General features: G+C 72.1%; 15 protein-coding genes. 11 read left to right on the top strand and 4 right to left on the bottom strand.

Going from position 1 to position 17169, the window contains the following annotated elements; genetic code table 11:
* Nucleotides 1-9: 9 nt before the first annotated feature.
* On the top strand, nt 10-1974 hold the full coding sequence (locus JT362_RS14705; protein WP_260191755.1) for a Xaa-Pro dipeptidyl-peptidase: 1965 nt from the start codon (nt 10-12) through the stop codon (nt 1972-1974).
* Nucleotides 1975-2026: 52 nt separating this feature from the next.
* Entirely contained in the window at nt 2027-2887 is an 861-nt protein-coding gene (locus JT362_RS14700) for a hypothetical protein (RefSeq protein ID WP_260191754.1), read from the top strand.
* On the opposite strand, the gene JT362_RS14695 is transcribed toward JT362_RS14700, so the two are convergent.
* The 4 genes from JT362_RS14695 to JT362_RS14680 all read right to left on the bottom strand — a co-directional run bounded on the left by JT362_RS14695 (nt 2884) and on the right by JT362_RS14680 (nt 6476).
* On the bottom strand, nt 2884-3312 hold the full coding sequence (locus tag JT362_RS14695; RefSeq protein ID WP_260191753.1) for a hypothetical protein: 429 nt from the start codon (nt 3310-3312) through the stop codon (nt 2884-2886). The genes JT362_RS14700 and JT362_RS14695 overlap by 4 nt on opposite strands.
* Before the next feature lie 19 nt (nt 3313-3331).
* Nucleotides 3332-3991, bottom strand: coding sequence for an asparagine synthase-related protein (locus JT362_RS14690; RefSeq protein ID WP_375546507.1), 660 nt, complete (start codon nt 3989-3991; stop codon nt 3332-3334).
* 196 nt (nt 3992-4187) lie between these two features.
* Entirely contained in the window at nt 4188-4484 is a 297-nt protein-coding gene (locus JT362_RS14685) for a cupin domain-containing protein (protein ID WP_260191751.1), read from the bottom strand.
* Nucleotides 4485-4568: 84 nt separating this feature from the next.
* Nucleotides 4569-6476 (bottom strand): P-loop NTPase family protein, encoded by a 1908-nt coding sequence (locus JT362_RS14680; RefSeq protein ID WP_260191750.1) that lies wholly within the window; start codon nt 6474-6476, stop codon nt 4569-4571.
* 330 nt (nt 6477-6806) lie between these two features.
* Here JT362_RS14680 and JT362_RS14675 point away from each other — a divergent pair, with 330 nt between their 5' ends.
* The 9 genes from JT362_RS14675 to JT362_RS14635 all read left to right on the top strand — a co-directional run bounded on the left by JT362_RS14675 (nt 6807) and on the right by JT362_RS14635 (nt 17166).
* Nucleotides 6807-8357: a sensor histidine kinase gene (locus tag JT362_RS14675; protein ID WP_260191749.1), complete on the top strand. Its 1551-nt coding sequence runs from the start codon at nt 6807-6809 to the stop codon at nt 8355-8357.
* Nucleotides 8354-8749: a roadblock/LC7 domain-containing protein gene (locus JT362_RS14670; protein ID WP_260191748.1), complete on the top strand. Its 396-nt coding sequence runs from the start codon at nt 8354-8356 to the stop codon at nt 8747-8749. The genes JT362_RS14675 and JT362_RS14670 overlap by 4 nt, the downstream gene beginning before the upstream one ends.
* 4 nt (nt 8750-8753) lie before the next feature.
* Nucleotides 8754-9107, top strand: coding sequence for a DUF742 domain-containing protein (locus tag JT362_RS14665; RefSeq protein WP_260191747.1), 354 nt, complete (start codon nt 8754-8756; stop codon nt 9105-9107).
* On the top strand, nt 9088-9702 hold the full coding sequence (locus JT362_RS14660) for a GTP-binding protein (protein ID WP_260191746.1): 615 nt from the start codon (nt 9088-9090) through the stop codon (nt 9700-9702). Before JT362_RS14665 ends, JT362_RS14660 begins: the two co-directional genes overlap by 20 nt.
* Nucleotides 9703-10944 carry a cytochrome P450 family protein gene (locus JT362_RS14655; protein ID WP_260191745.1) on the top strand — a complete coding sequence of 414 codons (1242 nt, stop codon included), beginning with the start codon at nt 9703-9705 and terminating at the stop codon, nt 10942-10944.
* A gap of 18 nt (nt 10945-10962) precedes the next feature.
* Nucleotides 10963-12201 carry a cytochrome P450 family protein gene (locus JT362_RS14650; protein ID WP_260191744.1) on the top strand — a complete coding sequence of 413 codons (1239 nt, stop codon included), beginning with the start codon at nt 10963-10965 and terminating at the stop codon, nt 12199-12201.
* A 64-nt stretch (nt 12202-12265) separates the two neighbouring features.
* Complete coding sequence (locus tag JT362_RS14645; RefSeq protein WP_260191743.1) at nt 12266-14077, top strand: MBL fold metallo-hydrolase; 1812 nt, start codon at nt 12266-12268, stop codon at nt 14075-14077.
* On the top strand, nt 14074-15744 hold the full coding sequence (locus JT362_RS14640) for an alpha-galactosidase (protein ID WP_260191742.1): 1671 nt from the start codon (nt 14074-14076) through the stop codon (nt 15742-15744). The genes JT362_RS14645 and JT362_RS14640 overlap by 4 nt, the downstream gene beginning before the upstream one ends.
* 69 nt (nt 15745-15813) lie before the next feature.
* Nucleotides 15814-17166 carry an ABC transporter substrate-binding protein gene (locus JT362_RS14635; protein WP_260191741.1) on the top strand — a complete coding sequence of 451 codons (1353 nt, stop codon included), beginning with the start codon at nt 15814-15816 and terminating at the stop codon, nt 17164-17166.
* Nucleotides 17167-17169 lie beyond the last annotated feature (3 nt).

Below are 17169 nucleotides of genomic sequence, written 5' to 3'. Positions count from 1 at the left end.
TTTCTGACCATGCCCCTGCCTGCCCTGCGCCGCGCCGCGCTCCTGCCTGGGATTGTCGTGGTGCTGACCGGCCTGTCCGCCTCGCTGCTCTCGGCGCCCGCCGCGGTCGCGGCGCCATCGGCACCGCCGCATGTCGACGGGACCGAGACCGTGCCCGTCTACGACTACGCCGACGCCATCCGGGAGAGCGTGTGGGTCACCACGCCGCTCGACAACGACGGCGACGGTGCCAAGGACCAGGTGGTCGTCGACCTGGTCCGGCCGAAGGAGACCGCGCGCGCCGGGGTGAAGATCCCCGTGGTGATGGACGCCTCGCCGTACTACCAGTGCTGCGGCCGGGGCAACGAGAGCGAGCTCAAGGAGTACGCCGAGGACGGCACGGTCACCCAGTTCCCGCTGTTCTACGACAACTACTTCGTGCCGCGCGGGTACGCCTTCGCCGCCGTCGACTTCAACGGCACCAGCCGCTCCACCGGCTGCGGCGACGTCGGCGGGCGCGAGGAGATCCTCGGCGTGAAGGCCGTGATCGACTGGCTCAACGGGCGCGGGCAGGCCACCTACGCCGACGGCACCCCGGCCCGTGCGACCTGGACCACCGGCAAGGTCGGCATGATCGGCAAGTCGTGGGACGGCTCGGTCGCCAACGGTGTCGCCGCGACCGGCGTCGAAGGGCTGGAGACGATCGTGCCGATCGCGGCGATCTCCAGCTGGTACGACTACTACCGGGACAACGGGGCGCGCTACACCACCGACTTCGGCCCGGCCTGGTTGTCCGGCTACGTCAACGGCCGCCCGCCGGAGGTGTGCCAGCCGGTGCGGGACGAACTGCTCGCCGGGTCGGCGAACGAGACCGGCAACTACAACGCGTTCTGGCACGAGCGGAACTTCGTGCCGGACGCGCGCAAGGTGAAGGCCAGCGTGTTCGTCGTGCACGGCATCAACGACCTGAACGTCGAGACCAAGCACTTCGCGCAGTGGTGGGACGCGCTCGCCCGGAACGGCGTGCCGCGCAAGATCTGGCTCGGCCAGCCGGGCCACGTCGACCCGTTCGACTTCCGCCGCGCCGAGTGGGTGGCGACGCTGCACCGCTGGTTCGACTACTGGCTGCAGGACCTGCGCAACGGCGTCATGCGCGAACCGATGGCGACGATCGAGCGCGCCCCGGACGTGTGGGTGAACGAGCGGACCTGGCCGGCGCGCGGCGCGTTCCCGTTCCCGGTCTCGCTCGGTGCCGGTGACGGCACCACCGGCACCCTGGGCCTGGTCCCCGGCCGAGGCACGACGTCGATCACCGACGACCCGTCCCTGCGCGAGACCCGAGCGGTGTCCAACCCGAACGCGGAGGTGGCCGGCCGGCAGGTGTTCCTGTCCGCGCCGCTGAACCGCGACCTGCGGATCAGCGGTACGCCGGAGGTGACGCTGCGGGTGCGGGTGTCCCAACCGAACACGCAGCTGTCCGCGCGCCTGGTCGACTACGGCCGCGCGCCCAGGATCGACTCGATGGGTCCTGGCGAGGGCGTGCGCACCCTGTCCACCGAGTCCTGCTGGGGCGCGTCCACCGAGTCCGACGACGCCTGCTACCGCGAGACCGCGAAGAACGTGGTCACCTCGGACTACCAGGTGATGACCCGGGGTTGGCTCGACGCCGCACACCGCGACTCGCTGACCCGGCCGACGCCCCTGCGCCCCGGCCGCTGGTACACCGTGACGTGGCGGCTGAACGCCCACGACGCCGTGCTGCCGAAGGGCCGAGTGCTCGGCCTGGTCCTGACCCTGAGCGACACCCAGTTCACGATCCCGTCCAGCACCGGCGCCACCGTCGAGGTGGACCTGCGCCGCAGCCGCCTGCACCTCCCGGTGTCCCTGCACCCCGGCGCGACCGCGCTGCCCGAGGTCTCGGCGGCCCCGCAGGTGCACGCCCCACCGGCTCCGCGCACCGCCAGCACAGAATCGAGGTGGCACGACTTCCGCTGACCCGTCGGTTATCCACCTGACCGACCGGCCTCACCGCGCGTACGCTGCGGCGATGCGGCTCGAGATCGCGTGCGACGAGTCCGGGGCGGAGGGGGAGAAGCTCGTCGGCGGGGTGACCGATGTGTTCGCGCACGCCAGCGTCGCCCTGGACGTCGGGGCGGCGCAGGCGTGCGTGCGGGAGCTCCGGGAGTTGATCCGGTCGCCCGCCACCGAGTACAAGGCCAACCACCTGCTGCGGGAGAAGCACCGGGACGCCCTGCTGTGGCTGCTCGGGCCGTCCGGGCCGATCCGCGGGCACGCGGTGGTGCTGCTCGTCGACAAGTCGCTGTTCCTGGTGCGGCGGATGGTCGAGTTGCTCGCCGACACCGGGCCGGGCACGGCCGAGCTGCTGCACCGGCGCGGACCCCGGGAAGCCGGTGCGGAACGGTGGGCCGCGTTCCTCGCGTCGTTCAACGACCTGGCCCGGCCCAGGAACCGGAACGGCGGCGGGTCCGACTTCTTCGCCGACCTCGACCACCTGTTGCGGCTCGACCTCGACCCCGAGGTGCGGGCCACGCTGGCGTCGATCCGCACCGGGCGGGAGCGGATCGACGCCTACCGGGCGCGGGATCCGAGGGAGCTGCCGCTGCTGGACCCGATCGGGCCGGCGATCGTGGCGGCCGTCGCGTACTGGGGCGGGCCGGTGTCGATCGTGCACGATCGGCAGCTGGCGCTCACCGAGTACCGGATCGCCCGGCTCGTGGAGTTGTGCGGTGGGCGGCTGGACGGGGTGCGGCTCGTGGCCGCGCGGTTGGACGCGCGGGTGCAGGTCGCCGACTTCCTGGCCGGCGTGGCCCGGCGGATCGTGTCGGACGAGCTGGCGGGGCGGGGGGACGGGGAGCTGCTCGCGCTGCTCGCGCCCTTCCGGATCTAGCCGGTCAGACCCCGGCGGAACCACTCCGGCATGGCGTCCTCGGCGCGCGGGAACCGTTCCTGTTCGAGGCGGAAGTGCTCGGGTGCTGGTGGGGTCGGGTACGGCGGTTGGTCGTTCCAGTTGTACTGCACCGAGTACCGCGCGGGCGGGTCCACGATGAGCCGGAACGAGTACCACGTGCCCCGGCCCGCGACGTACATGCCGCCGCGGAGCCGGGAGAACAGCGGCGCCAGCTCGCGCGGGGCGCTCACCCGCGGCGTCGTGCCGTCGGCCATCCGGACCGCCGCGCCGACGTTGACCTTCTTGCCGAGTGCCATGTAGTCGAGGATCAGGCGGTGCCACCCCGCGGGCAGCTGGTCCACCAGGAGTTTCGTGGCCTCGCCGAGCAGGTCGTTCTGTTCGGGCGGGGTCAGCTGGTCGGTCATGGTTTTCCTGTCGTCGGGTTCAGTCCACGAATGATCGCAGCCACAGTTCCAGGGTCAGCACCAGCCACAGCTTGCCGCCCTGCCGGGGGAGCAGGGTGCCGTCGCCGCGCAGCCACGAGCGGATCGTGTCCTGGCGGAACAGGTCCCTGGCCCGGGCGGACGGGCCGAGCAGCAGGTCCTCGCTCAGCTCGCGGAGCGGGCCGTGCAGCCACTGCTGGACCGGAACCAGCATGCCGCTCTTGGGACGGTCCACGATGGTCGCGGACAGCAGATCGCGCACCGCCTCCTTGAGGATCCACTTCTCGACGGTGCCGTTCAGCTTCCACCGGGCGGGGATCCGGAACGCGTGGTCGACGACCGCGCGGTCGAACAGCGGCGCGCGGCCCTCCAGCGCGCTCGCGGCGGTCAGCCGTTCGACCTTGGTCAGGATGTGGTGGGCGCCCTTCGTCCGCAGGTTCGTGTGCAGCAGCTGGTTCAGCAGGCCGTGCATCCGGCCCTGCCGCAGGTACGGGGCGACGTGGTCGGTCAGCGGCGGCGCGCCGGCCAGCTCGGCGTGCGCCGACGGGGTCAGCAGCACCGGCAGGTCGGCGAGGCACTTGCGGTACGACTCCAGGTACGCGTCCGCCCGCGCCAGCGGTGACGGGTCGTCGCGGTGCAGCTCGTGGATGATCATCGGCAGGTTCTTGGGGCCACCCGTGCGGCCACCCGGCGCAGGCCGGTGGCGAGGCGTTCGCGCCAGTTCGTCGGCAGCGGTGGCCGGTCGTCGAGCCTGGTCAGCGCGGCGGCGAGGTCGTCGTCGCCGCGGTCGCGGGCCGCGTCGGCGGTGATCGCGTAGTCCTCGTGGTCGATGCCGTAGCCGGAGTTCGCGGCCAGGATCAGCAGCGGCCGGCCCGGTTGCCGAACGAGTGCGGCATCATCGCCGGGATCCGGACCAGGGTGCCCGGCCCGAGCCGCAGCGAGGTCACCCGGCGGCGCTCGGTGTCGTAGAGCCCGCAGGAGGCGTGCCCGAGGGACAGGACGAAGTGCTCGCCGCCGTGCGCGTGCGGGGTGAACGCGCTGTGCGGGGCGACCAGACCGAGCTTGTAGGTCGCGTTGCTTGGGCGTTCCGGCGAGGTCTTGGCGTCCCCGATGAAGTACCGGGCGAACTGCCCGTCGTCGATGAACCGCAGCAAGCTCCATGACCTGGCTCCTCCCACCCCGAACCAGGACGATCGTAAGCGATCATGGTGGCGGACCGGGGCGGATGTTCGCACTCGCTACCGCGTCGCGTGCGCCAGGTGCTCGGTCAGCCGCCGGACGCCTTCGGTCAGCCGGCGGAAGTAGGTGGCCTTGCTCATCGACAGGCCCCTGGCCGTCGCGGCCGAGGTGGCGCCCGGCTCGACGTAGCGCTGCCACAGCACCGCCCGCAGCTCCTCCTCGCGCTGGCTGGTGCCGAACGCCGCCGAGATGCCGGAGCGCAGCGTCGAACGCACCGACTCCGCGCGCTGCTCCACCCCGATCCCCACCGCCAGCGGGTGCTCGGCCAGCTCCGCCGCCACCGCGAACGACTCCAGCGCCGCGCGCACCTGGCCGACCGACAGCGCGGGCGGCAGCCCCAGCTCCCGGTACACCTGGTCGAGCTGGTGCGCGCGCAGCCCGCCCGGCCCGTAGTCGATCCAGTACGCGCACAGCGGCCGCCCGTCGACCGTGCGGTCCAGCTCCGGCACCACCGTCCCGCCCACCGCCAGGCAGAACTCGTGCAGCCGCTCGTTGTGCTGGAACAGCGGGACGATCGCGTGCCGGGGGTTGGCCACGTCGGCCCGCAGCGCGACCGCGATGTTCAGCATCGCCAGCGCGGCGCCCTCGTCGTCGGACAGGTCGATGCTGTCCCGCCAGATCACCACGTCCTCCGACGCGCACACGCGGGCGGCGAAGTCCAGGCAGTCGCGGCCGAACGCGTCGCCGGCGAGCACGGAACGTGGTGCCGAACCGGGTGTCAGCCACACCGCGTAGCCGACCGGGGTTCCGGTGTCGTCCCGCGCCACGACGACGTTCCGCGGCGCCAGCCGGTGGTACGGCTCGCTGGTCGCCCACCACTCGGGGTACCCGCGGGCGGTCAGCGCGGTGCCGAGCACCTCGGTGTCGCCCGGCCGGATCCGGTCGGCGTGGTAGCGCGCGCTGCCGTCCCAGCAGTACGTCCAGCGCAGCACCGGTTTGCGCACCAGGTGCGCCAGGTCGGTGAGCACCGACCGGTCGCCGAGCGTGCCCAGCCGGTACAGGTGGTCGGCGATGCGCCTGCGCAGCTCCCGCTCCCGGGCCGGGCGCCCGCCGAGCAGGTGTTCGCGCATCGGCTCGCGCACGGCGTCGTGCAGGGTGACCGCGTCGCCGACCTGGTCGACGAACGGCAGCCCGGCAAGCCAGCCGAACGCGCTCTCCGCGTCCGCCCGCCGGTCCAGCGTGTCGGCCAGCAGCTCCAGCGTGGTGCGCCGGGCGATCGCGCACGCGGCGAGCGCGTCGAAGCGGGTGGTGCCCCAGCGCACGGCCGCGGTGAGCCGGACCAGGGTGGCCACCAGCCTCGGCTCGGGCGTGATCCGGCCGTGCCGGTGCCAGGCGCCCGCGGCGAGCACCAGCGCGAGCGGCGAGCCGGCGGCCCAGCGGCCGATCTCCCGCGCCGGCTCCGCCGGGACGCCGTGCGCACCCAGCAACTCGACCGCGGCGGCCTGGTCGAGGGCGGCCAGCTCCAGCGCGAACGACACCCGCGCCCAGCCGCCGGCGAACCATCCGGCGTCCGGCCGGTCCCGGCCGGCGATCACCACCACGGCGTCGCCCGGCAGCCGGGGGACCACGTCGTCGCGCAGCTCCCTGGCGCCGGCCGCGATCCGCTCGAAGCCGTCGAGGAGCACCACCGTGCCGGCGCGGACGTCGGCCAGCGCGGCGGCGATGGCGGCCGGCTTCGGCTCGATCGACCTGGCGTCGATCCACCTGGTCGGGCGGCCGGCGTCGTGGGCGGCGTCGGCCCACGCGCGGAGCAGCTGGGTCTTGCCGATGCCGCCCGCACCGTGCACGAGCAGCACGTTCCGGTCCAGCTCGCCGGAGAGGATCCGGTCGAACAGGGCCAGCTCGGCGGCCCTGCCCACCAGCACGTCGGCGCGCCCGGCCACCCGGTCGCCGATTGTCACGTTCATGCCACCGCCTGTCTGCCCGGCTCCACCGGATGCACAATACGCAACCACTGTGCCCGGAAAACCGCCAAAGCGCAGGACCCGGCCCTGTCTAGTCTATTATGGACGGTCTACCGATTGTCCACTGTGGATGGTCAACGCCCGGTTCGCCGGGCAGCTGCCGGCCGCCTTGACCGTTGGGATAATCTCCTATCCCGCTGCTTATGGGGAAGCGCATACAGTGAGGAACCGATGAGCGAGGAACCGATGAGCGGCGACAACGGACCTGCGATCTGACAACTGGTGATCATGACCACTTCCTCACCCGTGTCGACTCTGCCCAGGCAGGCCGGCATGTGGATCAGCATCGTCGGCGTCACCGCCTACGTCCTCGCGTCCCCACTGCTGTTCAACGACTCGCTCGCGGATTCGTTGTGGTGGGTCGCCGCCGGCGTCGTCGCGATCGGCGTCGTGGCCGCCGGCGCGCTGCGGTCGGCGCGCGCCGCCCGCGACCACGTCGACGAACTGCACCGGCTCGACGACGAGGCCAGAGACCTCGCCGGCATCTGCGAGACCCGCCGGCTCGCGATGGAGAACATCGTCGAACTGCAGCTCCCGGCGCTGACCCAGGCCCCATCGCAGCCGCCGCTGCCCGAGGCGGGCGGCGACGACGTCTCCGCCGCGCTGCTCGTCCGCGCCGCCGGGCACCTGGCCCGCGTCCGCGAGGACATGCACGCGCGGACCGAGGCGGTGCAGGCCGCGGTCGTCACGCTCGGCCGGAAGGTGCAGGCCTCCGCGCACCGCATCCAGGAGGAGGCCTCCCGGATGGTGCAGCGGCACCCCGCCGACGCCGACGTGCTGCACACCAGCATGCGGGTCGACCACGCCGCCGCCCAGCAGGCCCGCAACGCGCAGAGCCTGGCCGCGCTGTGCGGCGAGTGGCCCGGCCAGCAGTGGCACCAGGCGCTGCCGATCGCCGACGTCGTTCGCGGCGCCGCCGGCCGGATCACCGCCTACCAGCGCGTCGAGGTCTCCGGCGACCCGGGCGTCGCGGTCTCCGCGCGCGTGGTCGAGCCGCTGATCCACGTGATCGCCGAGCTGCTCGCCAACGCCACCCAGTCGTCGCCGCCGACCACCCAGGTCCTGGTCTCGCTGCGGCACGTGCAGCGCGGCGCGGTCATCGAGATCGACGACGGCGGCGTCGGCCTCGACGACATCCGCCTGGAACAGGTCCGCGAGATCGCCTCCGGCCGCCACGTCGTCGGCCTCGCCGACCTGGGCGAGATCCCGCAGACCGGCCTGCCGGTGGTCGGCGCGTACGTCCGCCGGCACGGCTTCCGGGTCGACATCACCGAGTCCGTCTACGGCGGCCTGCGCGCCATCGTCCTGGTCCCGGCCGAGCTGACCGAGCCCGTCGCCCCCAGCGGCAGGGTCGCCGGCGGCCACGTCCTCACCCGCCGCACCGACCGCGTCGACGACCCGATCCTCCCCGAGCCGGCCCCGACCCCCCTGCCGGAAACCCTCGCGACCCCCGCGAGTCCCACGTTCCCGTCGCGGGAGTCCCACGTTGCGGAAGCCCCGGTGCCGCCGAGCCCGGAGCCTCGGCCGAGACCGCGCCCGGAACCCGCGCCGGCCGACTCCGCCGCCACGCCCGGCACCGGCACGGAGCCGTCCGAGCAGCTGCCCGAGCTGCCGCGCCGCCGGTCCCGCCGCGCGGAGGCCGCCGCCAACGCGGCCGAGCCCGTCGGCTGGCCGGGCGAGCAGCACGGCGAACTGACCGCCGACAGCGCCCAGTCCGCCGAGGAGGCAGGCCAGTGGATGGGAGCCTTCCTCAGCGCGGCCGGTCGCCCGGCGACCACCCGTTCGAACCACCAGGACCCGAGCCAGGACACGGAGGACCGATGAGCACCCACCCCGGCGACAACAGCTGGATGCTGGAGTTGATCAGGACGGTGCGCGGCGTGCGGCATGCGGTCGTCCTGACCTCCGACGGGCTGCTGAAGGTACGCACCGAGCACACCCCGGTCGACGTGGCCGACAAGCTCGCCGCCGCGTGCGCCGGCCTCAGCTCGCTCGGCCAGGGCGTCAGCAAGGAGTTCGGCTCCGGCGCCGGCCCCCGGCAGGTGATGGTCGAGTTCGACGGCGGGTTTCTGTTCGTCCGCGGCGCTGGCGACGGCTCGCGGCTGGCCGTGGTCACCGAGCAGCTCATCGACCCCGCGCTGATCGCCCAGCAGATGCAGGCCCAGGTGCTGACGATCGGCGAGCGGACCCTGAGCACGCCGACCCGCACCGGCTGAGCGCATGGACGAAGCCGACTTCACCGACCACCCGGTCCGGCCGTACGTCATCACGTCCGGCCGCGCGCACCCGTCGCGCAACACCATCCGGCCGGAGACGCTGCTGCGCGTCGACCCGGAGATGCCGACGCCGGTCACCGCCGGCCGCCAGGAACGCGCGCTGCTCGACGTCTGCCGGGGCGTGCTCTCGCTGGCCGAGGCCGCGGCCCACCTGCGGCTCCCGGTGAGCCTGGTGGTGGTGATCGCCTCGGACCTGGTCGACTCCGGTCACCTGTCGATTCGTTCCGCCGCACCGCGTCACGCGCTGCCCGACCGCGACCTCCTGGAGAAGGTGCTCAATGGTCTCCGCAAGCTCTGACGGTATCGCCGACCACAGCCGGTACGTCTCGCCGACGGTCGCGCAGTCGGTCAAGATCCTCGTCGTCGGCGCGTTCGGCGTCGGCAAGACGACGCTGATCGGGTCGGTCAGCGAGATCGCGCCGCTGCGCACCGAGGAGACCATGACCGTCGCCAGCGTCGGCGTGGACTCGCTGGCCGGGCTGGACGGCAAGACCACCACCACGGTGGCCATGGACTTCGGTCGTATCACGGTCAGCCCGGACGTCGTGCTGTACCTGTTCGGCACGCCGGGCCAGCGGCGGTTCTGGGACCTGTGGGAGGGCCTCGCCGACGGTGCGGTCGGCGCGCTCGTGCTGGTCGACCCGCGCCGGATCGAGGACAGCTTCGAGGTGTTCGACCAGCTGGAGCTGCGTACCGGGATGCCGTTCGCGGTGGCGGTCAACCAGTTCCCCGGCGCCCCGCGCTACACCGCCGACCAGCTGCGCGACGCGCTCGACCTGTTGCCGGACACCCCGATCGTCGACTGCGACGCCCGCTCCCGGGAGTCGTCGGCCGCCACGCTGATCACGCTCGTCGAACACGCCCTCCGCTTCCCAGCAAAGGCCTACGCGTAGATGACCACCACCCACCGGCTCAGGCTCTCGGAGATGACCGGCCTGACGCCGCTGATCACCACGACCACCGTCGCCGACCCGCAGGCCGCCTACCGGGCGCTGGCGGAGCGGTGGGGCACGATCGCGCCGGTCGAGCTGGAGCCGGGCATCAACGCCTGGCTCGTCCTCGGCCACCACGAGCTCTGCCAGGTCGTGCGCAACGAGCAGCTGTTCTCCCGCGACCCCAACAACTGGCGGATGTTCTACGAGGGCGTCGTGCCGCCGGACTCCGGCCTCGGCCCGATGATGTTCCCCCGGGACAACTGCTACTTCGCCGACGGCGACAAGCACCGCAGGCTGCGCGCGCCGCTCGACGAGGGTCTCGCCGGACTCGACGAGCACCGGATGAGCCGGTTCATCCGGGCCACCTGCGCCGACCTGATCCGCGGCTTCTCCAACCAGGGCACCGCCGACCTGGTGTCCGACTACGCGGCCGTGGTGCCGATGCTGACCGTCGCCGGTCTGTTCGGTCTGCCGCCCGCGCAGGGCCACCAGCTGCGGGCGGCGCTGATCGCGCTGTTCAGCTCCGCCGAGGACTCCCAGCCGGCCGCGCACGAGCTGGAGCGGATCCTCACCGGGGCGATGGAGGCCCGGCGGCAGGCGCCGGCCGACGACCTGACCACCGCGTTCCTCAACCACAACAACCTGCGCAACGACTACGAGATCCAGCAGTCGATGGTGCTGATGATCTCCGCCGGGTACGAGACCACGACGTCCTGGATCGCCCAGTCGCTGCGGCTGATGCTCGCCGACAACCGGTTCGCCGGCCGGCTGCGCGGCGGCCGGCTCGGCCTCGACGACGCGCTCGACGAGGTGCTGTGGCGCGACCCGCCGATGTCGAACATGCCGGCCAGGTACGCGCTGGTCGACTGCGAGCTGGCCGGCATGCCGATCGAGCGCGGCGACGCGCTGATCCTCGGTCTCGGCGCGGCGAACCAGGATCCGAGGGTGCACACCGACGACTCGTGGCTGGAGGTCGGCAACCGGTCACACCTCGCGTGGAGCGCGGGTCCGCACGCCTGCCCGGCGCAGCGGGCCGGGCGCATGATCACACGGATAGCGGTCGACACGGCGCTGCACCAACTACATGATGTGACGTTGTCGGTACCGGCTGACGAGATCCAGCTGCTTCCGTCACCCTGGACGCGGTGCCCCGCCAGCCTTCCGGTCAGGTTCACCCCGTCCGGCCCGGTCCCCAGATAAGCCAGGAGGCTCAGCCCGATGACCGACTCGGTCGCCGCACAGGTTCCCGTCATGCACCTCGACCCCATGGGCACCGACCACCACGGTGAGTCGGCCAGGATGCGGGAGCTGGGGCCGGTGATCCGGGTCGTGCTGCCGGGGGACGTCACGGTCTGGGCGGTCACCGACCACGCGCTGCTCGCCGACCTGGTCACCGACTCGCGGGTGAGCAAGGACTGGCGGAACTGGAACGCGATCAAGTCCGGCGAGGTCACCGACGAGTGGCCGCTGGTCGGCATGATCAAGGTGACCAACATGGTGACCAGCGACGGCGAGGTGCACCAGCGCCTGCGCCGACCGGTGACCCGCACCTTCACCCGCGGCCGGGTGGAGCAGCTGCGCCCGCGCCTCAACGAGATCGTCAGCGCGCTGCTCGACGACCTCCCCAACCACGCGGCCGCCGACGGTTCGGTCGACCTCCGCACCCACTACGCCTACCCGGTGCCGATGCAGATGATCTGCGAGCTGACCGGCGTGCCGGTCGACTGGCGCCCGAGGCTCCGCGAGCTGGTGGACAGCATCTTCCGCACCAACACGACGGCCGAGGAGGTCGTGGCGACCCAGCGCGACCGGCACGAGCTGCTGAACCGCCTGGTCGACCTGCGCCGCGAGGAGCCGGGTGCGGACCTCACGAGCGCGCTGATCGAGATCGGCGAGCAGGACCAGGAGAAGCTGACCCAGGAGGAGCTGATCGACACGATCTGGCTGCTCCTGACCGCCGGGCACGAGACCACGCTGTCGCTGATCGTCAACGGCGTGCGGGCCATGCTCACCCACCCCGACCAGCTCGAGATGGCTCGGTCGGGCGGCGCGGAGGTGTGGGCCCGCGTGGTCGAGGAGACGCTCCGCTGGGACGCCCCGATCGGCAACTTCCCGGCCAGGTACCCGTTCGAGGACATCGAGATCGCCGGCGTCCGGATCCCCAAGGGCGAGGCGATCCTGGCCCCGTACAGCGGCGTCGGCCGCGACCCCGCCCAGCACGGCGCCGAGGCGGACACCTTCGACATCACCCGCCCCGCCGTCAAGCACCTGGCCTTCGGCGGCGGCCCGCACATCTGCCTCGGCGCCCACCTGGCGCGGCTGGAGGCCCAGGTCGCGCTGCCGGCGTTGTTCGAGCGCTACCCGGACGTCCGCCTCGCCGCCGACGCGGCCACCCTGCCCCCGGTGCCGTCGTTCTTCTCCAACTCCGCCGCCCTGCTCCCGGTCCACCTGAGCTGACGGGGTCCTGAACGTCACCGTCAGGCATTGGCAGGCCTGACCTCCTTGTGGCAACGTTGCCACAATGGAGCTGGCCGTCGGGGTGTATCTGTTCCGGGACACGTGCAACGTGTACGTGCTGGTGCGGGACCGGGAGGCGGTGCTCGTCGATTTCGGGGACGGGGGCGTGCTCGACCACCTGGACGAGTTCGGTGCGGACCGGGTCACGGACGTGCTCGTCACGCACCACCACCGGGACCAGGTGCAGGGGTTGCGGCGCGCGGTCGCGCACGGGGCGCGGATCTGGGTGCCGCCCAGCGAGCGTGATCTGTTCGACCGGGTGGACGAGTACTGGCAGGCCCGGGTCCTCACCAACTACTACGACCTCCGGCAGGACCGGTTCTCGCTGCTCGAACCCGTCCCGGTGACCGGAACCGTGCCCGAGTACCGGACGCGGCGGTTCGGCGGGTTCGACGTCACGACCGTCCCCACCCCGGGGCACACGCTCGGCTCGGTGTCCTATCTGGTCGACGTCGACGGCCGGCGGCTCGCGTTCACCGGCGACCTGATCCACAGCCCGGGCAAGGTCTGGTCGCTCGCGGCCACCCAGTGGTCCTACTCCGCGCTGGAAGGGCTCAAGGCGACCGTCTTGTCGCTGTACGACCTCGCCGAGCGTGGACCCGACCTCGTACTGCCCTCGCACGGGGAGCCGATCGCCGAGCCACAGCCGGCGTTCGACCTGCTGGAGCGGCGGCTGCGGGCGTTCACCGACTCGCGCCGGGACTCCCCGTGGGACGCCCGCGGCCAGTGGGAGCATCCGTTCGAGGAACTCAGCCCGCACCTGCTGCGCAACCGGCACAGTTTCGCCACCAGCTACGTGCTGCTGTCCGACACCGGCAACGCGCTGCTGATCGACTTCGGGCTCGACATGATCGTCGACCTGCCCACCGGGGACGACCGGTCGTCGCGCCGGCCATGGTTGCCGTCGTTGCGGGTGCTGCGCCGGGACTTCGGGGTCGACCGGGTCGAGGTCGCGATGCCGACGCACTACCACGACGACCACGTGGCCGGGTTCAACCTGCTCCGCGAGGTCGAGGGGACTCAGGTCTGGGCCGAACGCACCGTCGCCGACGTGCTCGGTGTGCCGACCCGGTACGACCTGCCCTGCCTCTGGTACGACCCGATCCCGGTCGACCGGGTGCTCGAGGCCGGTCGCCCGGTCCGCTGGCACGAGTACGAGCTGGCCACCTACCCGCTGCCCGGCCACACCCTGTACGCGGTCGCCATCGCGTTCGAGGTGGACGGCCGGCGGGTGGTGGCGACCGGCGACCAGCAGACCACCACCTGGCGGCCGGGGGAGCGGGCCGAGGTGCTGAACCTCCAGTACAAGAACCGGTTCCGGATCGACGACTTCACCCGCAGCGCCGAGCTGTACCGCACGCTCGCGCCGGAGCTGATGATCTCCGGCCACTGGGCGCCGCGCCTGGTCGACGACGCCTACCTCGACCTGCTCACCGAGAAGGGCGCCGAACTGGCCAGGCTGCACCGCGACCTGCTTCCTTTGTCCGAAGTGGACTTCGAGGCCGAGGGTGTCGGCGCGTGGATCCGGCCCTACCAGGCCACTACGAGACCGGGCCGCCCGTTCGAGGTCGAGGTCGAGGCACGCAACCCGTTCGCCGACGCCGACGACGTCACCGTCCGGCTGGTCACCCCCGCCGGCTGGGCGGCCGAACCCGCGACGGCGACGACCTCGGTACCCGGCCGGGCCACCGAGACGTTCGGGTTCACCGTCACCCCGACCGACGAGCGTCGCCGCCGCGCCCGGCTCGGCGCGGACCTCACCGTCGGCGGCACCCGGTTCGGCCAGCACGCCGAGGCCCTGGTGGACGTCCGATGACCTACACCCTCACCCTCGACGAACGCCGCCTGACCGCCGAGATCCGCGACGAGCACGGCCTGTGGTTCCGACTGCGCCTCTTGTCCTCTTTGGACACGATGACCAGGCCGGACGAGACCCTCGGCGAACCCGTGGTGTCCCGTTCGGACGGTAGGATCGAGGTTCGCTGTGTCAGTTCACAGTGGACCGAACGGGTCACCACCGTCGAGCTGCACGACGACCGGATCGAACTGCGCACCACCGTCCGCGGCACCGGCCGGCTGCTCACCGCGCACCTGCTCGGCGGCCACCGCCCGCCCAACGGGTTCCTGCCCAGTGGCTCGGCACTGCGCACGGTGTACTCGCCCAACCCCGACCACCCGAGCCGGGTCCTCCGTCCCGCCGTCGAACCCGCGGTCATCGGCGTCACCGGCGACGGCGCCGAACCCGGCGTCGGCCGCTGGCTGTTCGCGCCCGCCCCCTGGTGCGTCGCCGGCCGGCGCGACCAGGGCGACTGGGTGTCGTTCGCCCTCGCCGCGCCGGTCGAGGAGCAGACGTTCACCTCGATGCACTACGCCGCGGGCACCGACGGTTTCGCCCTCCGCCTCGACTACGAGGGTCACACCGAAGTCGACGGCACCTTCACCACACCGACCCTGGTCGTCCACTTCGGACATACCGATCCGCCCGCCGCGCTGCGCGCACACCGGGACCTGCTGCTCACCCGGAGCCTTGCCCGGGAACCGGCGCCGCCGCACCGGTGGTGGCTGGAGCCGATGTTCTGCGGCTGGGGCGCCCAGCACCACCTGTCGCTGACCACCGGACGGTCCACGAAGGACTTCGCCACCCAGCGTCACTACGACGCGTTCCTCGACCACCTCGCCCGCCACGACGTCGTCCCCGGCACGGTCGTGGTCGACGACAAGTGGGCCGAGCACTACGCCACCTGCCGCCCCGACCAGCGCAAATGGCCCGACCTGGTTGGCTGGATCGCCGGCCGGCACGCCCTCGGCCAGCGCGTGCTGCTGTGGTGGAAGGCCTGGGACCCCGACGGCGCCCCCGCCGACGCCTGTGTCCGGCTCCCCGACGGCACCCCGGTCGCGCTCGACCCCGAGCACCCCACCGGCCGCCGGATCGTCACCGACGCCGTCGAGCACATGCTGGGGGACCTCGACGCCGACGGGCTCAAGGTCGACTTCCTCGCCCGCACCCCGAGTGGCACCGCCCTGCGGCACGCCGGCCGGAAGTGGGGCGCCGCGCTCCTGCACGACCTGCTCGCCCTCGTGTACACCACGGCGAAACGGGTGAAACCGGACGCGCTGATCGTCACCCACACGCCCAACCCCGCGTTCACCGACATCACCGACATGCTGCGGCTCAACGACATCCGCATGCTCGACGCGGTCGACCCGGACGGCCCGGTGGTGCCGCACATGCGCTACCGCGCCGAGGTCGTGCACGCGGCGTGCCCCGGCGTGCCGGTCGACGCCGACGGGTGGTGTCTGCCCGACCGGGCCGAGTGGGCCGCCTACCTGGCCGTCCAGCCCGAGTTGGGGGTCCCGGCGCTGTACTACGCCACCCACGTCGACCTCAGCGGCGAGGAACTGACCGCCGCCGACCTCGGAGACGTGTCACGAGTGTGGGCCGACTACCGCCGTGGTCTTGACGGGGCAGGTGAGCCGTCCTAGGTTGTGGCAACGATTCCATGTGGGATCGTTACCACACTTGTTCCCCTCGACGACGCGGAGGAACCTCGGATGTCCACTCGTTACGCACGCACCGTGGCCGTGGCCGCGATCGGCCTGCTCGTCCTGTCCGGCTGCGGCGGGGTCGGCGGGGACGACCAGCCAACCGAAGGCGAGGCCGTCACCCTGACCACCCTCGGCTTCGGTGTCGACGACGAGATCGCCTCGGTGCGCGTCGACCTGGCCAACGAGGCGATCGCGCCGAGCACGGTCAAGATCGGCGGCAACGCCTTCGACGCGCAGCAGTTCCTGTCCGCGGTGGCCTCCGGCACCGCCCCGGACCTGATCTTCATCGACCGCCAGCTGCTCGGCACCTACGCCGCCCGCGGCACCATCGAGCCGCTGGACAGCTGCGTCGAGAAGGAGCAGATCAACCTCGACCAGTACCGCGACCCCGCGCTCGAGGAGGTCACGCTCGACGGCAAGCTCTACGGGCTCCCGGAGTTCTACAACAACCGCGTCATGATGATCAACGACGACGCGGTGGCGAGCGCCGGCCTGACCGCGGACGACCTCGACCCGTCCGACCGCGACGGCCTGGCCGCGGCGACCACCAAGCTGACCAAGCGCAACGGCGCCGACCTCGCGCGCATCGGCTTCGACCCGAAGATCCCGGAGTTCCTGCCGATGTGGGCGAAGGCCAACGGCGTGGACATGATCAGCGCCGACGGCAAGACGGCCAACCTGGACGATCCGAAGCTGGTCGCGGTGCTGGAGTACGCGGTGGGCATGATCGACGCGCAGGGCGGCTGGGGCTCGTTCAAGGCGTTCCGCGACTCGTTCGACTTCTTCGGCGAGAAGAACCAGTTCGCCACCGACCAGCTGGCCGCGTTCCCGATGGAGGACTGGTACCTCAACGTGCTCGGCGAGGTCTCCCCGGACCTGAAGCTCACCGTGAAGCCGTTCACCGACCAGAACGGCGACCCGATCGACTGGGTCACCGGCAGTGCGTGGGCGGTCCCGGCCGGCGGCAAGAACAAGGACCTGGCCTGCCAGTGGATCAAGACGATGTCCGACGCGGACTCGTGGATCGCCGCCGCCGAGGCGCGGGCGGAGAAGCGCGAGGCCGAGGGGCTGGCGTTCACCGGCGTCTACACCGGCAACGAGGTGGCGGACGAGAAGATCTTCGGTGAGATCGTCGACCTGAGCGACACCCCCGTCTACGAGGACGCGGTCAACGGCGTGCTGGAGGCGCAGGAGTCCGCGTTCTCGATGCCGGCCTCGCCGGCCGGATCGGAGTTCAAGGCCGCCTGGGAGGGCGCGGTGAACCGGGTGCTGTCCGGCCAGCAGTCGCCGGCGGACGCGATGGCCCAGGCCCAGCAGGAGGCGCAGACCGCGCTGGACAACGCGGCCGCGGGGAACTGACCC

The sequence above is a fragment of the Actinophytocola gossypii genome, from assembly GCF_025165815.1.
GTDB classification, from domain to species: Bacteria; Actinomycetota; Actinomycetes; order Mycobacteriales; family Pseudonocardiaceae; genus Actinophytocola; species Actinophytocola gossypii.
The sequence above is the reverse complement of the archived record's forward strand: the minus strand, read 5'-3'. Positions and strand labels throughout refer to the sequence as shown.